At 65.5% G+C, this 18,918-nt stretch carries 16 protein-coding genes; 7 read left to right on the top strand and 9 right to left on the bottom strand.

Annotated features, from left to right (window positions below; genetic code table 11):
- Positions 1-37: 37 nt before the first annotated feature.
- The 3 genes from ACZYTC_RS28645 to ACZYTC_RS28635 all read right to left on the bottom strand — a co-directional run bounded on the left by ACZYTC_RS28645 (position 38) and on the right by ACZYTC_RS28635 (position 1,720).
- Positions 38-214, bottom strand: coding sequence for a type II toxin-antitoxin system RelE/ParE family toxin (locus tag ACZYTC_RS28645; RefSeq protein WP_488991146.1), 177 nt, complete (start codon positions 212-214; stop codon positions 38-40).
- Positions 215-327: 113 nt separating this feature from the next.
- Complete coding sequence (locus tag ACZYTC_RS28640; RefSeq protein ID WP_434961303.1) at positions 328-579, bottom strand: type II toxin-antitoxin system ParD family antitoxin; 252 nt, start codon at positions 577-579, stop codon at positions 328-330.
- Between the two features lie 142 nt (positions 580-721).
- Positions 722-1,720: a LysR family transcriptional regulator gene (locus tag ACZYTC_RS28635; RefSeq protein WP_488991145.1), complete on the bottom strand. Its 999-nt coding sequence runs from the start codon at positions 1,718-1,720 to the stop codon at positions 722-724.
- Between the two features lie 153 nt (positions 1,721-1,873).
- Between ACZYTC_RS28635 and gstA the strand changes: the two genes are divergently transcribed.
- Together gstA and ACZYTC_RS28625 are read left to right on the top strand one after the other, a co-directional pair.
- Positions 1,874-2,500 (top strand): glutathione transferase GstA, encoded by a 627-nt coding sequence (gstA, locus tag ACZYTC_RS28630; protein WP_434959823.1) that lies wholly within the window; start codon positions 1,874-1,876, stop codon positions 2,498-2,500.
- Complete coding sequence (locus ACZYTC_RS28625; RefSeq protein WP_488991144.1) at positions 2,497-3,204, top strand: glutathione S-transferase family protein; 708 nt, start codon at positions 2,497-2,499, stop codon at positions 3,202-3,204. The genes gstA and ACZYTC_RS28625 overlap by 4 nt, the downstream gene beginning before the upstream one ends.
- A 94-nt stretch (positions 3,205-3,298) precedes the next feature.
- On the opposite strand, the gene ACZYTC_RS28620 is transcribed toward ACZYTC_RS28625, so the two are convergent.
- Positions 3,299-5,293, bottom strand: a complete 1,995-nt coding sequence (locus tag ACZYTC_RS28620) for a CocE/NonD family hydrolase (RefSeq protein WP_441771512.1) — start codon at positions 5,291-5,293, stop codon at positions 3,299-3,301.
- 115 nt (positions 5,294-5,408) lie between these two features.
- Positions 5,409-6,308, bottom strand: a complete 900-nt coding sequence (locus tag ACZYTC_RS28615) for a GntR family transcriptional regulator (RefSeq protein WP_322434297.1) — start codon at positions 6,306-6,308, stop codon at positions 5,409-5,411.
- Between the two features lie 120 nt (positions 6,309-6,428).
- Here ACZYTC_RS28615 and ACZYTC_RS28610 point away from each other — a divergent pair, with 120 nt between their 5' ends.
- The 5 genes from ACZYTC_RS28610 to ACZYTC_RS28590 all read left to right on the top strand — a co-directional run bounded on the left by ACZYTC_RS28610 (position 6,429) and on the right by ACZYTC_RS28590 (position 12,715).
- Positions 6,429-7,622, top strand: a complete 1,194-nt coding sequence (locus tag ACZYTC_RS28610) for a C45 family autoproteolytic acyltransferase/hydrolase (protein WP_488991143.1) — start codon at positions 6,429-6,431, stop codon at positions 7,620-7,622.
- Positions 7,623-7,691: 69 nt separating this feature from the next.
- The gene (locus tag ACZYTC_RS28605) at positions 7,692-9,269 is read left to right on the top strand and encodes an ABC transporter substrate-binding protein (protein ID WP_488991142.1); all 1,578 of its coding nucleotides are present in this window, start codon (positions 7,692-7,694) and stop codon (positions 9,267-9,269) included.
- A 49-nt stretch (positions 9,270-9,318) separates the two neighbouring features.
- Entirely contained in the window at positions 9,319-10,263 is a 945-nt protein-coding gene (locus ACZYTC_RS28600) for an ABC transporter permease (RefSeq protein ID WP_488991278.1), read from the top strand.
- Complete coding sequence (locus tag ACZYTC_RS28595; RefSeq protein WP_488991141.1) at positions 10,260-11,099, top strand: ABC transporter permease; 840 nt, start codon at positions 10,260-10,262, stop codon at positions 11,097-11,099. The genes ACZYTC_RS28600 and ACZYTC_RS28595 overlap by 4 nt, the downstream gene beginning before the upstream one ends.
- Complete coding sequence (locus ACZYTC_RS28590; RefSeq protein ID WP_488991140.1) at positions 11,096-12,715, top strand: ABC transporter ATP-binding protein; 1,620 nt, start codon at positions 11,096-11,098, stop codon at positions 12,713-12,715. Before ACZYTC_RS28595 ends, ACZYTC_RS28590 begins: the two co-directional genes overlap by 4 nt.
- A gap of 50 nt (positions 12,716-12,765) precedes the next feature.
- Here the strand turns inward: ACZYTC_RS28590 and ACZYTC_RS28585 are convergent, their stop codons facing one another.
- The 4 genes from ACZYTC_RS28585 to ACZYTC_RS28570 are packed head-to-tail and all read right to left on the bottom strand — an operon-like array spanning position 12,766 to position 18,840.
- The gene (locus ACZYTC_RS28585; protein ID WP_488991139.1) at positions 12,766-14,109 is read right to left on the bottom strand and encodes a lysine N(6)-hydroxylase/L-ornithine N(5)-oxygenase family protein; all 1,344 of its coding nucleotides are present in this window, start codon (positions 14,107-14,109) and stop codon (positions 12,766-12,768) included.
- A complete protein-coding gene (locus tag ACZYTC_RS28580) occupies positions 14,106-15,965 on the bottom strand; it encodes an IucA/IucC family protein (RefSeq protein WP_488991138.1) in 1,860 nt (619 codons plus the stop codon). The genes ACZYTC_RS28585 and ACZYTC_RS28580 overlap by 4 nt, the downstream gene beginning before the upstream one ends.
- Positions 15,962-17,053, bottom strand: a complete 1,092-nt coding sequence (locus tag ACZYTC_RS28575) for a GNAT family N-acetyltransferase (RefSeq protein WP_488991137.1) — start codon at positions 17,051-17,053, stop codon at positions 15,962-15,964. The genes ACZYTC_RS28580 and ACZYTC_RS28575 overlap by 4 nt, the downstream gene beginning before the upstream one ends.
- On the bottom strand, positions 17,050-18,840 hold the full coding sequence (locus ACZYTC_RS28570; protein ID WP_488991136.1) for an IucA/IucC family protein: 1,791 nt from the start codon (positions 18,838-18,840) through the stop codon (positions 17,050-17,052). The genes ACZYTC_RS28575 and ACZYTC_RS28570 overlap by 4 nt, the downstream gene beginning before the upstream one ends.
- Positions 18,841-18,918: the final 78 nt, after the last annotated feature.

Below are 18,918 nucleotides of genomic sequence, written 5' to 3'. Positions count from 1 at the left end.
TGGGTTGAGTGTCGAGATTTTTCTAGAGCGTTTTGCTCTAGAAATGCGGGCCGATATCCATGCGCTGATGCAATATGCGGATAATGTCGATGGTTTGCTCCATGCGGCGATAGAATACGATATGTGAGCCGAAATTATATTTGAGATAGCCTTCCCGGATCTCGACCGGGCGGCCGGTTTTTGCCCCAGCGGCGAGCCCTTCGAAGGCTGCCAAAAGTGTACGAAAATAGCTATTCGGCTTGCTCGCGCGACCATGTTCGGAGCGTATAGAGCCAGATTTCCGCGAGATCGCTTTCGGCCTGTTGCGTGAGACGGTAGTGGCTGATTTTATCCGGCATGCTTATCATGCAACCGTTTGAGGAAGGCTTCACCGTCGAATGGTTTGGGAGGCCCGGACTCCTCACCGGCGATCAGGGCATTGCGCAGTGCTTTAAATCGCACTTCCTGCTTCTCAAGCAGGCGAAGGCCTGCACGTACGACATCACTCGCTGATCCGTAACGTCCAGTGTCGACCTGTTCGTCGATAAAGGTCGCGAAGTGATCTCCCAAGGAGACCGAGATATTGCGGGCCCTGTCTATATCTCCAAATCGATACCAGTATATATTATTTTTTGGTACTAGACCCTACCGATCGCGTTTCCCCGCGAGACGCTGAGACCCAAGGTAAAACCAGTTGCGACCCGGGTTCGTTCAGCACAGGATTGCGCGCACGCTTTCACCTTCAAATCTTGTCTGCATCTATCGTCTTCGGGAGGCCATTGCCCTCGAACAGCCGCTTCTCCGCAGCCAGGCCGGTGCCGACCAGATCGAAGAAGGCGCGGATGCGGGCAGTGTTCTTGAGATCGCCATGGGTGACGATCCACAATTCGCCCATCAGTTCCGGCATCGGTTCGGCGAGGGCGCGGGCGAGGCCGGAATCGCTGTCGCCGAGATAGCAGGGCAGCAGGGCAAAGCCGAGGCCGGCCTTGGCCGCCACCGCCTGGTTGACCAGGCTGTTCGAGCGATAGGCGGTGGCGTCGGCTGGCAGGTGTTGCACCAGCCAATCGGCAGCCCGAATGCCTGCCGTCCCTTCCTGCCAGCCCACAAAGGTCTGGCCGGCGAGGTCCTTGGCGGATGCGGCCGGCCCGCCATTCGCCTCCACGAGGGTTGGTGAGCCGTAGAAGGTCCAGGCCATGCCGGCGAGCTTCCTGCCCCACAGATCTCCTTCCCGTGGTCGCACCGGGCGGAAGGCGATATCGGCCTCGCGCCGCGACAGGCTGAGCACGCGATTGTCGATGGCAAGCTCGACCACGATGCCTGGATGGATGCGACGGAAGGCAGCGAGGTGCTGCGTCAGCCGGCTATAGGCCAAGGTCTCCGAGGAGGTGACGCGCAGCCGGCCCGAGAGGCGATGGTCGCGGCCGGTGATGTCACGGTCTAAGGCCAGCGCCTCGTCCTCCATGCGCTCGGCGGCGACGGCCATGCGCTCGCCGGCCGCCGTCGTCTGGTAGACGCCACCGGGAAGGCGCTCGAACAGGCGCAGGTCCAGGCGGGCTTCCAGGGCGTTGAGGCGCCGGAAGGCCGTGGAGTGATCGATCGCCAGGGCTTTGGCCGCTGCGGTGAGGCTACCGGCGCGCTGGATTGCCAGCACCAGGCGCAATTCGTTCCAGTCGTCCATGGTTTCCACATAGAATTGGGTTTCCACATAGAATTGGGTTTCCACATAGAATTGGGCTTCCACATAGCATTGCAACGGCTTGCAGTCACGCAAGCACTGCTGGTGCAATCCCAATTGGCCATGCGTGTGTGCATTGCCCTAACCTTTGCGTCGAACAGGCCGCAGGTCCCGCCCGATGCCGGTGGGGCGGCCGCTTCAAGCTGAAAGGAATGGGACATGAAACTCTATTATGCCACCGGCACCTGCTCGCTCTCGCCCCATATCGTGGCGAAGGAGGCCGGCATCGGGCTTGAGCTCGAACGCGTCGACCTGCGCAAGACCCCGCACATCACCGAACAGGGTGTCGACTACACCACTGTCAATCCCAACCATTACGTGCCGGCGCTGCGTCTCGACGACGGCTCGGTGCTGACCGAAGGCGCTGCGATCAGCCAATATCTCGCCGATCTCAAGCCCGAAAGCGGCCTGGCGCCGGCCGCCGGCACGGTCGAGAGGGCTCGCCTGCAATCCTGGCTCAACTTCATCGCCTCGGAACTGCACAAGATGTACAGCCCCTGGCTGTTCCATCCCGAATATGGCACGCAGGCCCAGGATGTCGCCCGTATCAAGATCGCCGAGCGCCTCGCCACCGTCGAGCGTCATCTGGCCGAGGGCGGCCCCTTCCTCTTGGGCGAGACCTTCACCGCTGCCGATGCCTATCTCTTCACCATCGTTGGCTGGTCGCCCTACACCAAGGTCGACCTTGCGCCTTTCCCGGTGATCCGCGCCTTCATGGCACGCGTCGGCGCGCGTCCTGCCGTGCAGGCCGCAATGCAGGCGGAAGGCATGAAGGTGGCGGCATGAGCACGCAGTTCCGGTCCGCCAGGCTGACGCTCGTCAGCCACCATCTCTGCCCCTATGTGCAGCGCGCGGCCATCGCGCTGATGGAGAAGGCAGCGCCGTTCGAACGGCGCTTCATCGATCTCTCGGCCAAGCCCGATTGGTTCACGGCCCTATCGCCGCTCGGCAAGGTGCCGTTGCTGCTGGTCGAGCGGGCAGGACAGTCACAGGCCGTGCTGTTCGAGAGCAACGTCATCTGCGAATTCGTCGAGGAGACCGTGGAGGGGCCGAGGCTACATCCTGCCGATCCGCTCGAGCGGGCCCGGCATCGGGGATGGATGGAATTCGGCTCCTCCCTTCTCGCCGATCTCTGGGGCCTGGAGACGGCTACCGATGAGGCAGGTTACGAGCGCGCACGTGCCAAGATCGCGGGCAAATTCGCTCGCGTGGAGGATGTGCTCGGTAAAGGCCCTTATCTTGCCGGCGAAGCCTTCTGCCTGGTCGATGCCGTCTTTGCACCGATCTTCCGCTATTTCGACCTGTTCGACACGCTTGCCGATACCGCCGTCTTCGCAGGGCTGCCCCGTGTACAAGCCTGGCGCCAGGCCCTGTCGGCACGCCCCAGCGTGCAGGCGACGGTCGAGCCCGACTATCCCGATCGCCTGCGCGCCTTTCTCGTTCGGCACGATGCCTTCCTGCTGAAGCAGGCGGCGCGAAGCGGGCGATAAGAGGCGGGTCTGTCATCCCCGGCCCCCGACCTCGCCGGGAATGACAGACCCGTCAGCCTGACGAAATTGGAAAGCACCGCTGAGCTCCGGCCTCTCACACCAGCAGGCGGGGGATCACCTCGTGGAAGCTGCGGTCGGCGATCTCGACCCAGTCCTGCAGGGCGCGGACCCGGGCGCTGATCTCGAAATTCTCGTCATTGGCGATCATGCGGGCTTCCGCCTCGATGCGGAATTCGATGCCATCGCAGGTTAGCGTGCAATGATGCATCACCGTCTGGCAGGCGCTGTGCGGTTCGCCGTCGCGGATGGAGAATTCCCGGCGTAGCTTATGGGCGAAATCGGTGGCGATTTCCTCGAACCGCATCGGCGCCGAGCCGAAGGCGTCGCCGTCGACCACGAGATGGGCCGTGCCTTCGATGAGGTCGAGGCTGAATCTTCGCTCGGCCTGAGGCGGGCGGCTCGCATGGACCGGGCCGGTCTCGGCCATGCTGACCGGCGGGAAGGCGAGGGCGGCGTCCTCGCGCCGCGGCCGACGCACCGGCAGGATCAGGGCGGCTTCGCCGGTCCGGACCGTCAGTGTCGCCTGGTCGCGTGCGGGCCAGACCGTGGGCCAGGCCGAGGTCGCAATCGACAGGCGAACGCGGTTGCCGGCCACGAAGGCATGGGCGCAGTCGTTGAGCCTGATGCGGACCGTCTCGAAAGTGCCGGGCGTGAGGGGCCTGGGCTCAGCGTGACCATCCCGATGGGTGAGGTTGAGGATGGCGTAGGAGACACGCTCGGAAGAACCATCGGGCGCGACGTCGCATAGCCGCACGCAGATCTGCGCGGCCGGCCGGTCGGAGGCGATTTCCAGCACGAGTTCGGGAGCGCCTAGAATCTCGGTACGGTCGGCGAGCTCTTTGGAATCGAAGACGAGGGACAGGCCGTCATCGAGGCGCTGGTCGGCGGGCGCTTCGCCCGGCAGGCCGGAACTCATCCATTCGCCGCCGCCTGCGCCGCACCAGAGCGGCGAGCGGATGGCAAGCTCCGCGGCCGGCGCCGGCCGCCACCACAATTGGCCGGGCGAGAGGAACATCGGCCGCCGGGTGATCAGACGTGAGGGCCAGGAGGCCTCGCCGATCCAGCGGCCGTTGCGGCCCTCATCCGAGCTGCCGCGTTCCTGCATATAGGCCCGCAGCATCGGCTCGCTCATGATGCCGTTGTCCTGCCCCTTGAGCCAATGATCCCACCAACGCAGGGCTTCCTCCAGAAAGCCGATGGCGGGGCCGGGCGTGCCTTGATGCGGGTAATGATGGGCCCACGGCCCGATCAGGCCGAGGCGTGGGCCGGGCAGGCGCTCGAGCAGGCGCGGGATTGCGTTGGAATAGGCGTCCGCCCAGCCGCCGACCGCGAAGACCGGCACCGCGATGGCGGACCAATCCTCGCAGACCGAGCCCTGCCGCCAATAGCTCCCGCGATGCTGTTCGCTAGCCCAGATGGCGGGGAAGAAGGGCAGGTGGTCGAGGCGCTGCTCCCAGGCCTCGCGCCAGCCCTCGCCATGGAGCGAGGGCGTGGGCGGCAAGGCCTGCCAGGCCATCATCGCCGAGCCCCACCACAGATTATCCGCCAGCAGGGCGCCGCCCATGAAATGCACGTCGTCGGCATAGCGGTCGTCGGTGGAGCACACGCTGATCACCGCCTGCAGGGCCGGCGGCCTGCGCGCGGCGACCTGAAGGGCGTTGAAACCGCCCCAGCTCTTGCCGATCATGCCGACCTTGCCGTCGCACCAGGATTGCTGCGCGATCCAGGCGATCACGGCGCAGGCGTCCTCCTGCTCCAGCGGCAGGTATTCGTCGTCGAGCAGTCCCTCACTGTCACCCGACCCGCGCATGTCGACCCGGATGGCGGCGTAGCCCCGTGCCGCGAACCAGCCATGCATGGCCTCGTCGCGCGAACGCGTCCCGTCCCGCTTGCGATAGGGGATATATTCCAGGATGGCGGGGACGGGCCTGGCTTCGGCCCCTTCCGGCAGCCACAGGCGCGCTGCCAGCTTGACGCCGTCGGGCATCGCGATCGTCAGATGTTCGATGGTGCGGACGGGATTGGGCATGGTTCACTCTGAATTGGCTGGACCGTTTCTCATAGCACGGTCGGGGAATGCAGGGCGATCAGGGGTATTTTGTGTCTTTCGTGATTACTAAAGCCATAATGTTCCCGAGATGTTTCTAAACCAGACTTGCATTCTGGAGGTGGCGGCGCATCAGTGCGGCGGCGACCTCGAAATCGCCTGCCACCAGCCTCTCCAGGATCTCCATATGCTCGCGGCAGGAGATTTCGACGCGGTCCCTGCCATAGGTCCAGTCATAGTTCGACAGGCGCCGCAGCCGTGACTGGCGCCGAACCGCATGAGCGAGATAGCGGTTGCCGGATGCGGCGCCGATGCCTTCGTGGAAGGCGGCGTTGGTTTCGAAAAAGGCGATGCTGGCCGAGGCGCTCCACTGGCCTGCCCGGGCCGTGGCCAGGGCCGTGGCATGGCGTTCGCGCATGTCTCCAGCCCATCCCGGCCTCAGCTTGAACCCGGGCTCGAGAATGGCGGCCGGCTCCACCAGCATGCGGAAACGATAGCTTTCCTGATTGGCGCCGTCGTCCTGTAGAAGATCGGCGAAATGCCAGCCATAGCCGGCCTTGCGCTCGACGATGTCGAGCTCTTCGAGCCGGGCGAGGGCGTCCCGCACGCGCTGGCGGCTGACGCCGTAGCGCTTCATCAGCTCGGCTTCCGAAATGTCGAGAGGCAGGCTCTGACGCTCATGGTCGTGGGCGATGCGCACCAGCAATTCGTCGTCGAGGTCGGTGCTGCGCGAGGGGGGCGGCGCGGGCGGTGGCGGCAGGGCGATGAGCTCGACGCCCCGGTTGGGCCGGCGCCCGACGAAGCCTCCCGCCGCGAGCTGGTCGAGGGCGGCCCGGATCGGTGTGCGGGAGACACCGAGCTCCTGGGCGAGGCGGTTCTCGTTCAGCCGCGCGCCCGGCTGCATCGCCTCGTCGTGGATCAGGCGGACGATGCGGTCGAGCAGATCCTGCCGCAAGCGGGTCGACGGCTCCTTGACATCCAGCTCAGATTGTTTCATGTAATCACAAAATACAATTCATGGTGCGTGAACCTGTTCAATTCTGATGTATCAGGTCCCGCGTCGACAATGAAGGCTTGGCCTTCATCGCACAGACATACAAAGTGGGAGATGGTGGAAATGAGTTCGCGAAACGGTGATGGCCCGGTCTCCTATCAGCCGCGAGTCCTGCCGCTTCCCCTGATCGAGGTTGCCGGTCCTCCGCGGGAAAGGGGCCGGCAATATGGCGAGCAGGCTGCCGCGCGCATCCGGCACGGCATCGAGCATTACTCGGCGCAGCTGGAGGCGGCCAAACTGCCCTGGAACGAGGTGGAGGGGCTGGTCTCGCGCTTCGAGCCGACCATCCGCGAATTCGCCCCGGCCTATATCGATGAAATGCACGGCATCGCCGAAGGCGCGGAGCTGCCCTATGCGGCCATCGTGCTGCTGAATGCCCGCACCGAAATTCTCAAGCTCGCCGAAATGCGGGAGAACGGCATCGTCGCGCCGCTCGAAGCCGATGGCTGCACCGGTGCCGTCGTGATGCCGCAGGCGACCGCCTCGGGCCGCCTTCTCCACGCCCAGAACTGGGACTGGAAGGCCGAATGCGCCGAAACCGCCATCGTCCTGAAGATCCGCAACGAGGACGGCCCGGACATCCTTACCTTCACCGAGGCAGGTGGGCTTGCGCGCAGCGGCTTCAATTCGGCCGGCATCTCCATCACCGCCAATTATCTGGAAACGGATCGCGATTATCGCCGGCTCGGCGTGCCACTGGCCCTGATCCGGCGCAAGGTCCTGGAGCAGAAGCGACTGGCCCTGGCCATGCACGCCGTCTACGCCACGCCGAAATCGGCGGCCAACAACATGATCGTTGCCCAGGCCAACGGCATTGCCATCGACTTCGAATGCGCCCCCGACGAGACCTTCCAGGTGCTGCCGCAAGCCGGGTTGATCGTGCATGCGAACCATTTTCAGAGCCCGGTCGCCTTGTCCAAACTGGTCGATCGCGGCATTGCCGATACGCCGGACTCGCTCTATCGGGACCTGCGGGTGCGGGCGCTGATCGAGCCCCATCTCGGCGCCGTCACCATGGATCACGTCAAGGCGGCCCTGTTCGACGATTTTGAAACGCCTTGGGCCGTCTGCCGCCCGCCGCACCGGGAGGGCTCCACCAATCTTTCGGCGACCGTCGCCATGATCGCCATGGAGCCTGCGCTCGGCGTGATGGAAGTGGCGATGCTGCCGGCGCTCAACCGCAGCTTCGAAACCTATCGCCTCGACATGAACATCCACGTGCCGGGCAGCGGCGTCCTGCCCCGGCATGCCGCCTGATACGCCGAGGCGGCGCAGACCGTCCGGTTCATTCCACCATCCCGACGACAAATCGCATAGGGAACTGACATGACGAACTTTCGGACCCTCGCCTGCGGTCAGATCTTTACTTGCGGATTGGCAGCCCTCGGGCTGCTGGCCGTAGCGCCGGCTGTGGCCCAGCCGCGGGATGTGCTGCGCATCCAGCTCAATGCCGATATCCGTTCGACCGATCCCGGCATCAATCGCGACGCCAATTCCGACGCGGTGGTGATGAATGTGCTGGAGGGCCTGGTCGCCTTCCGCGAGGATGCCACGGTGGGGCCGATGCTGGCGGAGAGCGTGGAGACGTCGGCGGATGGGCGCAGTTACACCTTCAAGCTGCGCAAGGGCATCACCTTTCATGACGGTACGCCGCTGACCGCTGCGGATGTGCTGTTCGACTGGCAGCGCTACATGGCGCCGCAGAACAATTGGCGCTGCCTGCCGGAATTCGACGGCAGCGGGCGCATGAAGGTCACTGGCGTCGAAGCGCCCGATCCGTTCACCGTGCGCTTCACTTTGGCCGAACCCTCGGCCCTGTTCCTGACCACGCTGGCGCGGGTCGATTGCGGCGGCACCGGCATCTATGCGCGTAGCTCCGTCGGTGCGGACGGCAAGTGGATCAAGCCTGTCGGCACCGGACCGTTCAAGTTCGGGGCCTGGGTGCCCGGTCAATATATCGACCTTTCCCGGAACGATGCCTATGCAGCCTTGCCCGGCAAGCCCGATGGCTATGCCGGCAACAAGACGCCCAAGGTCGCCGGCGTGCGCTTCATGATCATTCCCGATCCCTCCGCGGCCAAGGCCGCCCTGCTCTCGGGCGGCATCGACGTCATTCCCGACATCGCCGTCTCCGACATGGCCGAGCTGCGCGCGAACGCGGATGTGAAGGTGCAAAGCAAGCCCACCATGGAGCTCAATGCCATCCTGTTCCAGACCAAGGACCCGCTGCTGTCGGATCCGCGCATCCGGCAGGCGCTCGCTTTGTCGCTCGACGTGCCGCAACTCGTCCAGGCGGTCACCGAAGGCGAGGGCAAGCCGAACCGGTCGCTCATCCCGGTCAGCTCGGCCTATTACGGCGAGCCCGAGGCGAAGATGCCGGAGCGCGACCTCGACGCCGCCCGGAAATTGCTGGCCGAGGCAGGCTACAAGGGCCAGCCGATCCGGATGCTGACCTCCAAGCACTATCAATATCTCTATGACATGGCCGTGCTGGTGCAGGCGATGGCCGAGGAAGCCGACATCAAGATCGAGCTCGAAGTGCTCGATTGGGCGACCCTGCTCGACCACTACACCAAGGGGGACTACGAGGCCGCGGCCTTCTCCTATTCGGCCCGGCTCGATCCGTCCCTGTCCTTCGATATGGTCAGCGGCGACAAGGCCAAGGCGCCGCGCAAGGTCTGGGACAATCCTGCCGCGCTCGCTTTGCTCAAGCAGAGCACGCAGATCGCCGACAAGGCCCGGAGGCAGGCGCTGATCGACCAGATGGAGAACATGTTCCGCACCGACGTGCCGATGATCGCGGTCTACAACCCCGCGGCCAAGGGCGCGACACGCGCCAATGTCGAGGGCTTCGAGGTCTGGTCTCTCAGCCAGCCCAGGGGATGGGGCGTGACGCTGAAATAGCATCTCCTCCGACACCCCCGCTTGGCGAGGTAGCTCAGCAATGAAAGCACTGGCTCTCTATGTCGCACGCCGGATCCTGTGGGCGATCCCGACGCTCCTGCTCGTCGCCGTCATGGTTTTCGTGCTCGTCCGGCTGATCCCGGGCGATCCGGCCCAGGTCGCGCTCGGCGACAATGCCAGCGAGGCCCAGCTTGAGGCGCTGCGTATCGCCATGGGGCTCGACAAGCCGATCGTCGTGCAGTTCTGGTACTGGCTCCGGCACATGCTGCAGGGCGATCTCGGGCAGTCCATCACCAATGGCCAGGCCGTGCTGCCCTTGATCGTCGATCGCTTCAAGGTCTCGGCCATCATCGTGCTGGCCGCCGTCTTCCTGGCCGCCCTGCTGGCGGTGCCGGGTGGATTGCTGGCGGCCTGGAAGCAGAATCGGGTGGCCGATCTCGTCATCGTCTCCAGCGCCACGCTGCTCTTGTCGATCCCGAGCTTCTGGCTGGGCATGATCTTCCTGCTCGTCTTCGGCGCCAAGCTGCACTGGCTGCCGGTGGTAGGCTATGTGCCCTTCTCGCAGGATGCCGGCCAGGCCCTGCTCTATGTGATCCTGCCGATCGCCACGCTGGCGCTGATCGAGACGGGCGTGCTGACCCGGATGTCGCGCGCCAGCGCCATCGAGGTGCTCAGGCTCGAATATGTCATGCATGCCCGGGCGAAGGGACTGAAGGAAAGCCGGGTGCTGCTGCGGCATGTCCTGCCCAATGCCTTCGCGCCGACCTGGACCGTGATCGGCCTCACACTCGGCAATCTGCTCGGCGGCATTGCCGTGCTCGAGACGGTGTTCACCTTGCCGGGGCTCGGGCGGCTCATGGTGGATTCGATCTTCTCGCGCGACTACCCCGTCATCCAGGGCTGCCTGCTGATGACAGCGCTGATCTATGTGCTGGTCAACCTGGTGGTGGATCTGTGCTACCCGCTGTTCGATCCGAGGGTCTCGGCGACATGAGCTTCTTTCGCATCCCCCGTTTTCGCTTCAATGCTGCGCTGGGCAGCGTCTTCGTCGGCGTCGTGGTGGCGATGGCATTGCTGTCGCTGGTCTGGACGCCCTATCCGCCGATGAAGGTGCATTTCGCCGCGCTGCTCAAGCCACCCTCGGCCGCGCATTGGCTCGGTACCGACAAATATGGCCACGACGTCCTCTCCGGCGTGATGGCCGGGGCGGCGATCAGCCTGGGCATCGCCTGCCTGTCCGTCGGCTTTGCCGTGGTGGTCGGTACCACGCTCGGTCTCCTCGCCGGCTATCTCAAGGGAACGGCCGACCGTATCCTGATGGTCGTCAGCGACGCCCTGCTGGCCTTTCCCGGCCTGCTGCTGGCGCTCGGCGTCATCGTCATCGTCGGGCGCGACCACAGCGTCGGGGCGATCGTGCTGGCTCTCGGCCTCGCCTATACACCCTCCGTGCTGAGGGTAGTGCGCGGCACGGTGATGTCGGTGCGCGAGCGCGAATACATCGAGGCCTCGCGCGTGATCGGCAATTCCGAATGGAAGACAATGGTCAAGCATGTGCTGCCCAACTGCCTGGCGCCGATCATCGTGCTGGCGACCTCGATGCTGGGCTGGGTGATCCTGTCCGAAAGCTCCCTCAGCTTCCTCGGCCTCGGAGCGCCGCCGGAGATGGCGAGCTGGGGCAACATGCTGGCGGCGGCCCGGCCCTATATCGAGCGGGCGGCCTGGCTCGGCATCGCGCCCGGCCTGTGCCTCGCTTTCACGCTGCTCGGCATCAATCTGATGGGCGATGCCATCCGCGACCGCTTCGATCCGCGCATGGAGGGACAGCGATGAACGAGACGATCGCAAACCCGCTGCTCAGTGTGCGCGGCCTCACCATGGAGGGGCCCGGCGGCCTGCGCATCCTCAACGACGTCGGCTTCGATGTCGGGGCTGGAGAAATCGTGGCGCTGGTCGGCGAATCCGGCAGCGGCAAGACCATGGCGGCGCGCTCCGCCTTGCGGCTGATACCCCCGCAGGTGCGTCGCATCGCTGGCGAGGTCCTGTTCGAAGGACGGGATGTCGATGGCTTGAGCGCGGAGGCGATGCGCCGGTTGCGCGGCGGCTCGATCGGCATGATCTTCCAGGAGCCGATGGTCTCGCTCAATCCGGCCATGACCATCGGAGCCCAGCTTGCCGAAGGCCTGATGCTGCATCGCAAGGTCGCGGCGGCCGAGGCCGATCGTCTGGCCTGCGAGATGCTGGCGCGGGTGCAGATCAAGGATCCCAAAGGCTGCCTGACCGCCTATCCGCACCAGTTTTCCGGCGGCATGCGCCAGCGTATCATGCTGGCCTCGGTGATGCTGTTGAAGCCGAAATTGCTGATTGCCGACGAACCGACCACGGCGCTCGACACGCTGTCGCAGCGCGAAGTGCTCCGGCTGATGGTGGAACTCACCCAGACCGAGGGTACGGCGGTGCTGCTGATCACCCACAATCTCGGCCTGGTGGCGCAATATGCCGATAAGGTCGTGGTGCTGCAGCGCGGACAGCTGGTCGAACGGGGCGGCGTGGCCGAGGTGCTGACCCGTCCGCGTCAGGCCTATACGCGAGCCCTGCTCGATGCCTTGCCCAGGCGCGAGGACAACCGCGCGCCGGTTCCCGACGCGCCCGCCCTGATCGATGCGCGCGAGGTCAGCGTGCGTTTTCCGGGCTCTGGCGGGATGTTCTCGTCGACCCCTCCCAAACTGGCCGTCGACGGCGTGTCTCTGGCCGTGCGCCCCGGCGAAGCGGTAGCGGTGGTCGGCGGCTCCGGTTCCGGCAAGACCACGCTGGGGCGGGCGATGATCGGCCTACTGCCTTTGGCCGGCGGCGAGGTTGCCTTTCGTGGCGAGCCGATGGCCGGGGCCGAGCGGGCGCGCCAGCGCGATTTCCGCCTCAATTGCCAGCTCGTCTTCCAGGATCCCTATTCCTCGCTCGATCCGCGCCAGCGCATCGGCGATATCGTCGCCGAACCCCTGGCCCATGGACCCAGGCTCAGCCGGGCGGAGCGGCGCGAGCGGGTGGACGCCATCCTCGCCGAGGTGGGACTCGCCGGTTTCGCCCAGCGCCTTCCCCATGCCCTGTCGGGCGGCCAGCGCCAGCGCGTCGCCATTGCCCGGGCGATGGTGCGCAACCCTGCCTTCGTGGTCGCCGATGAGCCGGTGTCGGCGCTTGACATGACCATCCAGAAACAGGTGCTCGAGCTGTTTCGGCGCCTGCAGGACAAGCACGGCTTTGCCTGCCTCTTCATCTCGCACGACATGGCGGCGGTCTCGCAGGTCGCCGACCGCATCGTGGTGATGAAGGACGGCCGGATCGTCGAGCAGGGCAGCGTCGCCGAGATCTTCGACCGGCCGCAGCACGCCTATACGCGCGCCTTGCTTGAAGCGACGCCGTCCCTGGCCGTACCGCAGGCGATGTCGGCCTGAGGCGCCGTCGCCCCGGGTCTGCCAGGCTGCCGCCGCCATACTTCTCATCGTCAGCAACTGCGATGGGACGGATGGCGCAAATATTTGACCTCCGCGTCGGCCATCTCCGCCTGGTCGCCGCCCGTTGACCAGGCCAGCGGCGAGGCCGGCGGCTCGACGTCGAAAAAGGGTTGGCCAAGCAGAGCATTGGCGATTACCGCGCTGCGCCACGCCATCAAGCTGAGCTGGGGTTCGGCGATGCCATGGCTGATCAGCCCGGCATTCAACGCGAAGATGCGGTTGTCGGCCGGGCCGTCCCATTTCACGGAGAAGTCGGCATCCAGCCGCAGCCGGCCCGTTCCGTCGATCGCGATGCGGTCCTGGATCGGCGCGAGGCAGTCGGGCAGGCGATAGCTATAGCCCGTGGCCAGCACGATCACGTCGGCCTGGCTGAATTCGATGCCGCCGTCGAAGCCATTGCGCATCACCAGCCGGAAGCCGCCGGCGTTCTGCTCGACATCCAGCACTTCGCGATGCGGCATCAGGCGGGCCTGGGGGCCGCCGCGCTCGATATGGCGCAACGTGTAGAGGCGTTGGTAGATCTGCGACAGCGTGGAGGCCGAAACGCCGTCGCCCGCCAGTTTCTCGCGCTCCACGGTGGACAGGCGCCGCCCCTCGGCGAGGTTGTGGAAGTTGCGCACATAATGCGGCGTGAACAATTCGTTGGTGAAGGGCGTGGCATCGAGCGGCTGGAAGTTTGGGCGCAGGCTGATCCAGTCGACCGAGGCCGCGGCGGCTTCGCCCGCTCCGAGCAGATGAAGCAGGATCTCCGCGCCGCTCTGGCCACCGCCGATCACCGCCACGCGCTTGCCCGCGGCACGGGCGAGTTCGAAGGCGGCGCGCGAGGAGTGGAAATGGTTCTGGCCGGTCAGCTTGCGTACGAAGTCGGGCTGGTAGGGCTGCAGGCCGATGCCGAGTGCGACATTGCGGGCTTCGACCGTGCCGTTGCCCGTCTGCAGGATGAAGTGGCGGCCATCGAAATCGAGGCCCTGGACGTCTTCGCCAAAGCGCAGGCTGTCCAGGCCCTTGGCGACCCAGGCCAGGTAATTGGCGAATTCCTGGCGCGGAACGTCGGCGAATTCGGCATTGATGAAGTCATAGAAGCGCCGATGCGCGACAAGATAGGCAATGAAGCTCCACGGACTGGTCGGATTGGTGGCCGTGACCAGATCCTTCAGGAACGAGGTCTGCAGCGTCACGTCGGGCAGCATCATGCCCGGATGCCAGTTGAAGCGCTCGCGCTTCTCGAAGAAGGCGGCTTCGACGCTGTCGATGGCATCGAGCTGTGCGGCCAGGCTGAGGTTGAACGGGCCGATTCCGATACCGGCGAGGTCGAGCGGATTGCGCTGTGTCATGCCTGAACTCCTGCGGATTTGTCGGCGAAACTGCGGTCCCGGAGGGAGCGGGATTCGCGTTCGGCGAGGTGAAGGGGGTTGTCGAGTTCGCTGCCCAGGCTGGGTACCGGGCGGCGGTTGGCGTCGCCATAACCGATGGCGAGCCGGACGCGGTTGATGCAGATGCGCGGCACCTTCGGCGTGAAGAGATCGAACAGCTCGAAGCGGTCCGCCAGATCGGGATGGCGCGCCTGATAGAGGCGCAGGCGCCGCGCCAGCACGCCGTAGAACTCGATTTCCGGGAAACGATCGTGGCTTGCGAGCGTATCGGAAAGGAAACGCAGCACGCTGGCGAAATGACCGGTCTGCAGGTGCTGCAGGAGATGCGCCGCCGGCCGCTTCAGCAGGGTGTCGCGGATGGCGGGCTCGAGGTCGGCGGCCTCCGCGAAGGCCTGGTCGACGAGGTCGACGTCGCCTTGCAGGTCCTTCAATGCGACACCGCAGGGCACGCTACCTTCGAGCAGCAAGGTGATGTTCTGGCCATGGGCGATGAAGCCCACGCCATAGCGGCAGAGGAAGTGGTAGAGCGGCAGGACCACGGCATCGAACAGGCGCGCCAGCCATTCCGCATGCGACAGGCCCGATGCCGCGATCAGGGCAGCCGCGAGCGGCACGCCGGCAAAGTCGCTCTTGATGAGGGCGCCGAGCATCAGCGGGCGCCGGCCGGCGGCGAGGCCTGCTTCCGGGCTCTCGCGCCAGATCACACCCAGCATTTCGCGGAACTGGTAGGGAGCGTCGGCGATGCGTTCGTAGAGGGGGTGAGGATAGAAGGCGCCCGCGCATTCGCGCAGCACCAGCGCGTTGGCAAGCTCGGGATCCTGCCTGGTCTTGTCGGCGAGCCAGTTCGAGAAGGCCGGCCCGATCGTCATGTATTTGCCGGGCACGCCGCGCCAGGCCGAGGTGTTGAGGATGGTAAGGGAGAGCTTGAGGTGGAGCTTGGCTGGCGAGGCCGCATTGGCGAGGGTGCGCAGGGACTGCAGGGGACGATAGGCATCGCCGAAGAGCCCGAGCGGCACGATACGTCCGGCCGCCATTTCGCCGGCGAATTGCGCCAAGATCATGTTGTCCCACTGCCAGGGATGCACGGGCAGGAGCATGAAACGGGTCGGATCGAGGCCCGCTGCCTTGCAGGCGGCCAGCAGCCTCTCGCGCTCCTCCTCGCCAAGGGAGGCAGCGAGCAGCGCCTCTTCGTCGATGTCCCCGGCCAGGCTAAGGCGGCAGCGGCTGCGATCCGCGGCCAGCCAGAACAGCTGGAAGGTCGGCTGGAACTCGGGCGCGTAACGGGCGAAGTCCTCCAGGCCCCAACCGATCCGGCCCTTGCTGGCCGGCGCCTTGGGATGGCCGTCGAGATAGGCCTGGATCTGGTCATCCGGCAGGGTGAGCAGGTGTTCGCTCTCGCCGGAGCCGGCCATGGTCGCGATCCGGGCATCCGCCAGCAAGGTGCTGAAGAGCTCCTTGGCGTAGATGCACAGCGTGTCCGGCTCGATGTCCAGGGTTTCGCGGGCATCGAGCATGAAGCCGGCGGCATCGTCGGCGGGGCACAGGGCGGCGCCGTCCTGCCGCATCAGGCTGGCTGTATCGATCGATAGGTTGCCCCAGATGCGGCGCACAGCCTTGAAGCGGTAGGCGACCCCACCGCCCAGCCGCAGGATCCACTGGGTGGCCTCGGCATTGGTTGGCTCGGGTGCGAGGCCTTCCTCGAAGGCGAGTTCGCTGATCGCCTTGGCGATGACGGCCCGGTTCAGTGCCAGCCAGAGCCCGGCATCGATCGGGCTGCCGTCGGGCAAGGGGCCAAGGTGTGTAGTGCCCTGGGTCATAGCGCCACCTCCCGGAAGAAGCGCTCGCGCTGGCAGCACACCAGCGCCGCTCGCTTATGCGGGAAGTCGAATTCCTTCACCTTGTCATAGGCGGTCTGGGCGCAATAGCTCAGCATCTTCTGGTGCGAGGCGCGCGGCTCGCCGACCACCCGGCGCGTGCGCGGCTCGTCGAGGAACAGGCTATGGGTCACCGAGCGGAACCAGGTGCCGGTCTTGGCGCGGCCGAGGTGGCGGGAATTGCCGATCAGGCCGTGCCAGCCGCGATCGTAATCCTCCGCGTCGTAGAAGGGGCCGAGCCGGTCTTCCTTGGCCCAGTAGAATTCAAAATAGCCGGAGGGCTCGTCGCCCAGGCTGCCGACCGCGCCGAAGATATGCGGATCGGCTTCCTGCTCGGCGAGATAGCGATCGAGCTCGGCCTCGCTTTGGGCCAGCTCCCAGAAGAAGGCGACGCGCGGCTGGTTCATCCAGCCATGAAAAAGCTTGAGATCGCGGCGTCGGTCGATGGCCCGTATCGACAGCGTGCTTCCCAGCTCCGGAATCCAGCGCCGGTAGAAGGTGCCGGTCGGCTGCGGTGGCCGCAAGGGCGGCAGGCGGTCCTGCGGGCCGATGGCAGAGCGGATCTCGGGAAAGGCGCGCAGTCCCTCCGGACGATGCCAGAGCAGGGGCAATTGGTAGAAATGCTCGCGGGCGATGCGCACGGCACTTGCGCCGGCGGCCTCGTCCGTCACCGTCTGCGCGGCAAGGGCAAGCAACCCCGGCTTGAAGGCGACGTCGGGCAGATGCAGGGCGGCCATGGCGGGGAAGGCCTGAAAGGCCGCCTCTACCAGGATGGCGATGACATGGACATCGCCGGGATAAGTGGCATCGGGTTGGTGGATGGCAAGGATGCCTGGCCCGCCCCCTTCGGGCGCGCGCAACCCGGCCCGCCCGATCGTCGCCGGGCCGGCCTGGGCAACCAGCGCCAGGGTACCGTCTGGCTGCAAGCGGCTCTCGATAATAGCCTCGCCGTCGAGGCCGAGGGGCCAGTGCCGGCTCGGTGCCGGGGAAGCGGCAATGTCGGTGGGATCGATCTTCATCTGCAGGGTCATGCTGCGACCTCCGCAATGGGGTTGCGTAAGGGCACATAGCCGGCGAGAGGATCGGTCACCTCGGTGTTTTCATTGATGTTGCGGAAGCAGATCATGAAGTTTCCTTTGCTGCCGAGCGTCGGCGCGGTGAGGAGGTAGGTGAGGCAGGTCTTGTCGGCGAGCGGGAGGGCGGCGAGTTCCTGGAGGAAGGCGCGCAGATCGCCGATCAGGACGTCCTCGGCGATGAGACGCGAGGTGCCGAGCGCCCCGATCACCGCGAAGACCGAATTGACGAGGAGGTAATAGCCCACGAGCTGGGCCGCTTCGTCCGAGTTGAAGACATGGCCTGCCTTCATCGGACTGCCGGGAGCCTTCCTGGCGAGCTCGGGCAGGAATTCGCGGATATATCCGGTGCCCTGGCAGTCACGGAAATGCACGGCCACCGGCCAACCTTCGGCAAGTTCCACCACGATGTTCTGTTGGTGCGCGCCGAAGAGCAGACCGATATCGGCTTGGATCAGCAGGAAGGGCGCGACGACCTTGTCGAGGAACTGGCGGAACCAGCGGCGCGCCACCGCGGCGGGATCGGCCGGTTCCTGCCCGGCAATGCGCCGGATGATAGCGGCAAGGGCGCTGTCATGCCCGTCGGGATAGATCTCGCAAAGAGCAGCCAGCACGGCGGCCGGTGGCTGGCCTGCCCCCTTGAAGGGGTTTTCGCGCAAGATCACCGTGGTCTGTGGCAGCGCCTGGCCACCGGCATCCCGCAGCAGCAGATAGGCGGGTTCGCCCATCACCTTGAAGCTCGGGAAACGCCGGGCGATGGCTTGGCCGACTTCGCCAGCCAGAAGGCGGTCGATCTCGATGCCCCGCTCGCATTCGCGGGTTTCGATCACCCGGCGCGAATTGGTGAGGCGCAGGCTCAGCGAGAATTTCAGCATCCAGTCGGCATGGGAGGCATGGATGGCGCGCAGCGAGGAGGTCGCCTGCCAAAGCGAGCCGGCATGGCCGAGATCCTTCAACAGGCCCCGGCGGAACAACCCGTCAATGGCCGGGTCGAGCGCCAACTGGGCCGCCTGCCAGGGATGCATCGGCAGAAGAACGCGGCCCTTCGCGGCCTGCACGATTTCGGGATCCATCGCGGGGTCGCCGGCGGCCAGGCTCTGGCAAAGCTCGGCCGCGGTCTGGGAGCGCGAACTGTCCTGGCGCACCAGAGCGGAATCGGCGGCCCACCAGCGCAAGGTGAATCCGCGCCGGTATTCGGGGGCGAAGCGCCTGGAATCCTCCAAGGTGAACTGGTCCCGGCTGCGCGGGGTCGGATGCACGGCATGGCCGAAGCGCAGCGAGCCCTCCGCCTCGGCGAAGCTGGGGTCGCGCTGCGCGAAATAGGCATCGGGGGAAGGGACGCTCGCTGCCACATCCTCGATGTTCCGGATGCTGTCGAGCACTCGCGACAGGAAGGTCAGGCTCCTGTCCTTGTCGCCGCTGCCGACGATGTCCGGTTCACTGGCGAGGAGGAAGACGAACTCCTGGAAGCTGATCGGGCGCGGCGGCGCCGTCCCTGAGAATTCCAGGAAGGGCGGACGGAAGCCGTGATAGGCCGCCCGCGATCGATGCGTCATCTCGATGGCGACGTGGCCGCCCCGGCGCGGCAGGGGAAAGCGGGCAAGAAGGCGACCGCCCCCGGCGCTGCTCTCTTCATCTTCCACAGTCCAGCCCTGCCATTCGCGCATCAGGCTGTTCAGGAAGGCGCGCGTGGAGACGTCATGGGCGGTATCGATCGAACGTCTGATCAGGTCGATGGCGTTCATGGTGTTCCTCTTCAGCAGAACTCCAAATTGTAAAGCAGTTATATAAATCACTACTTGTACAATTTATAATATTTCTAC

This window comes from Labrys sp. F242 (assembly GCF_057813875.1).
Note: the sequence above shows the minus strand (reverse complement) of the source record. Positions and strands in the feature narration are given on the sequence as shown.

Excerpts from the sequence above, each read along its gene's own strand:
- gstA (WP_434959823.1), top strand. The coding sequence starts at position 1,874 with ATGAAACTCTATTATGCCACCGGCACCTGCTCGCTCTCGCCCCATATC.
- ACZYTC_RS28625 (WP_488991144.1), top strand. The coding sequence starts at position 2,497 with ATGAGCACGCAGTTCCGGTCCGCCAGGCTGACGCTCGTCAGCCACCAT.
- ACZYTC_RS28620 (WP_441771512.1), bottom strand. The coding sequence starts at position 5,293 with ATGCCCAATCCCGTCCGCACCATCGAACATCTGACGATCGCGATGCCC.
- ACZYTC_RS28615 (WP_322434297.1), bottom strand. The coding sequence starts at position 6,308 with ATGAAACAATCTGAGCTGGATGTCAAGGAGCCGTCGACCCGCTTGCGG.
- ACZYTC_RS28610 (WP_488991143.1), top strand. The coding sequence starts at position 6,429 with ATGAGTTCGCGAAACGGTGATGGCCCGGTCTCCTATCAGCCGCGAGTC.
- ACZYTC_RS28605 (WP_488991142.1), top strand. The coding sequence starts at position 7,692 with ATGACGAACTTTCGGACCCTCGCCTGCGGTCAGATCTTTACTTGCGGA.
- ACZYTC_RS28595 (WP_488991141.1), top strand. The coding sequence starts at position 10,260 with ATGAGCTTCTTTCGCATCCCCCGTTTTCGCTTCAATGCTGCGCTGGGC.
- ACZYTC_RS28590 (WP_488991140.1), top strand. The coding sequence starts at position 11,096 with ATGAACGAGACGATCGCAAACCCGCTGCTCAGTGTGCGCGGCCTCACC.
- ACZYTC_RS28585 (WP_488991139.1), bottom strand. The coding sequence starts at position 14,109 with ATGACACAGCGCAATCCGCTCGACCTCGCCGGTATCGGAATCGGCCCG.
- ACZYTC_RS28580 (WP_488991138.1), bottom strand. The coding sequence starts at position 15,965 with ATGACCCAGGGCACTACACACCTTGGCCCCTTGCCCGACGGCAGCCCG.
- ACZYTC_RS28575 (WP_488991137.1), bottom strand. The coding sequence starts at position 17,053 with ATGACCCTGCAGATGAAGATCGATCCCACCGACATTGCCGCTTCCCCG.
- ACZYTC_RS28570 (WP_488991136.1), bottom strand. The coding sequence starts at position 18,840 with ATGAACGCCATCGACCTGATCAGACGTTCGATCGATACCGCCCATGAC.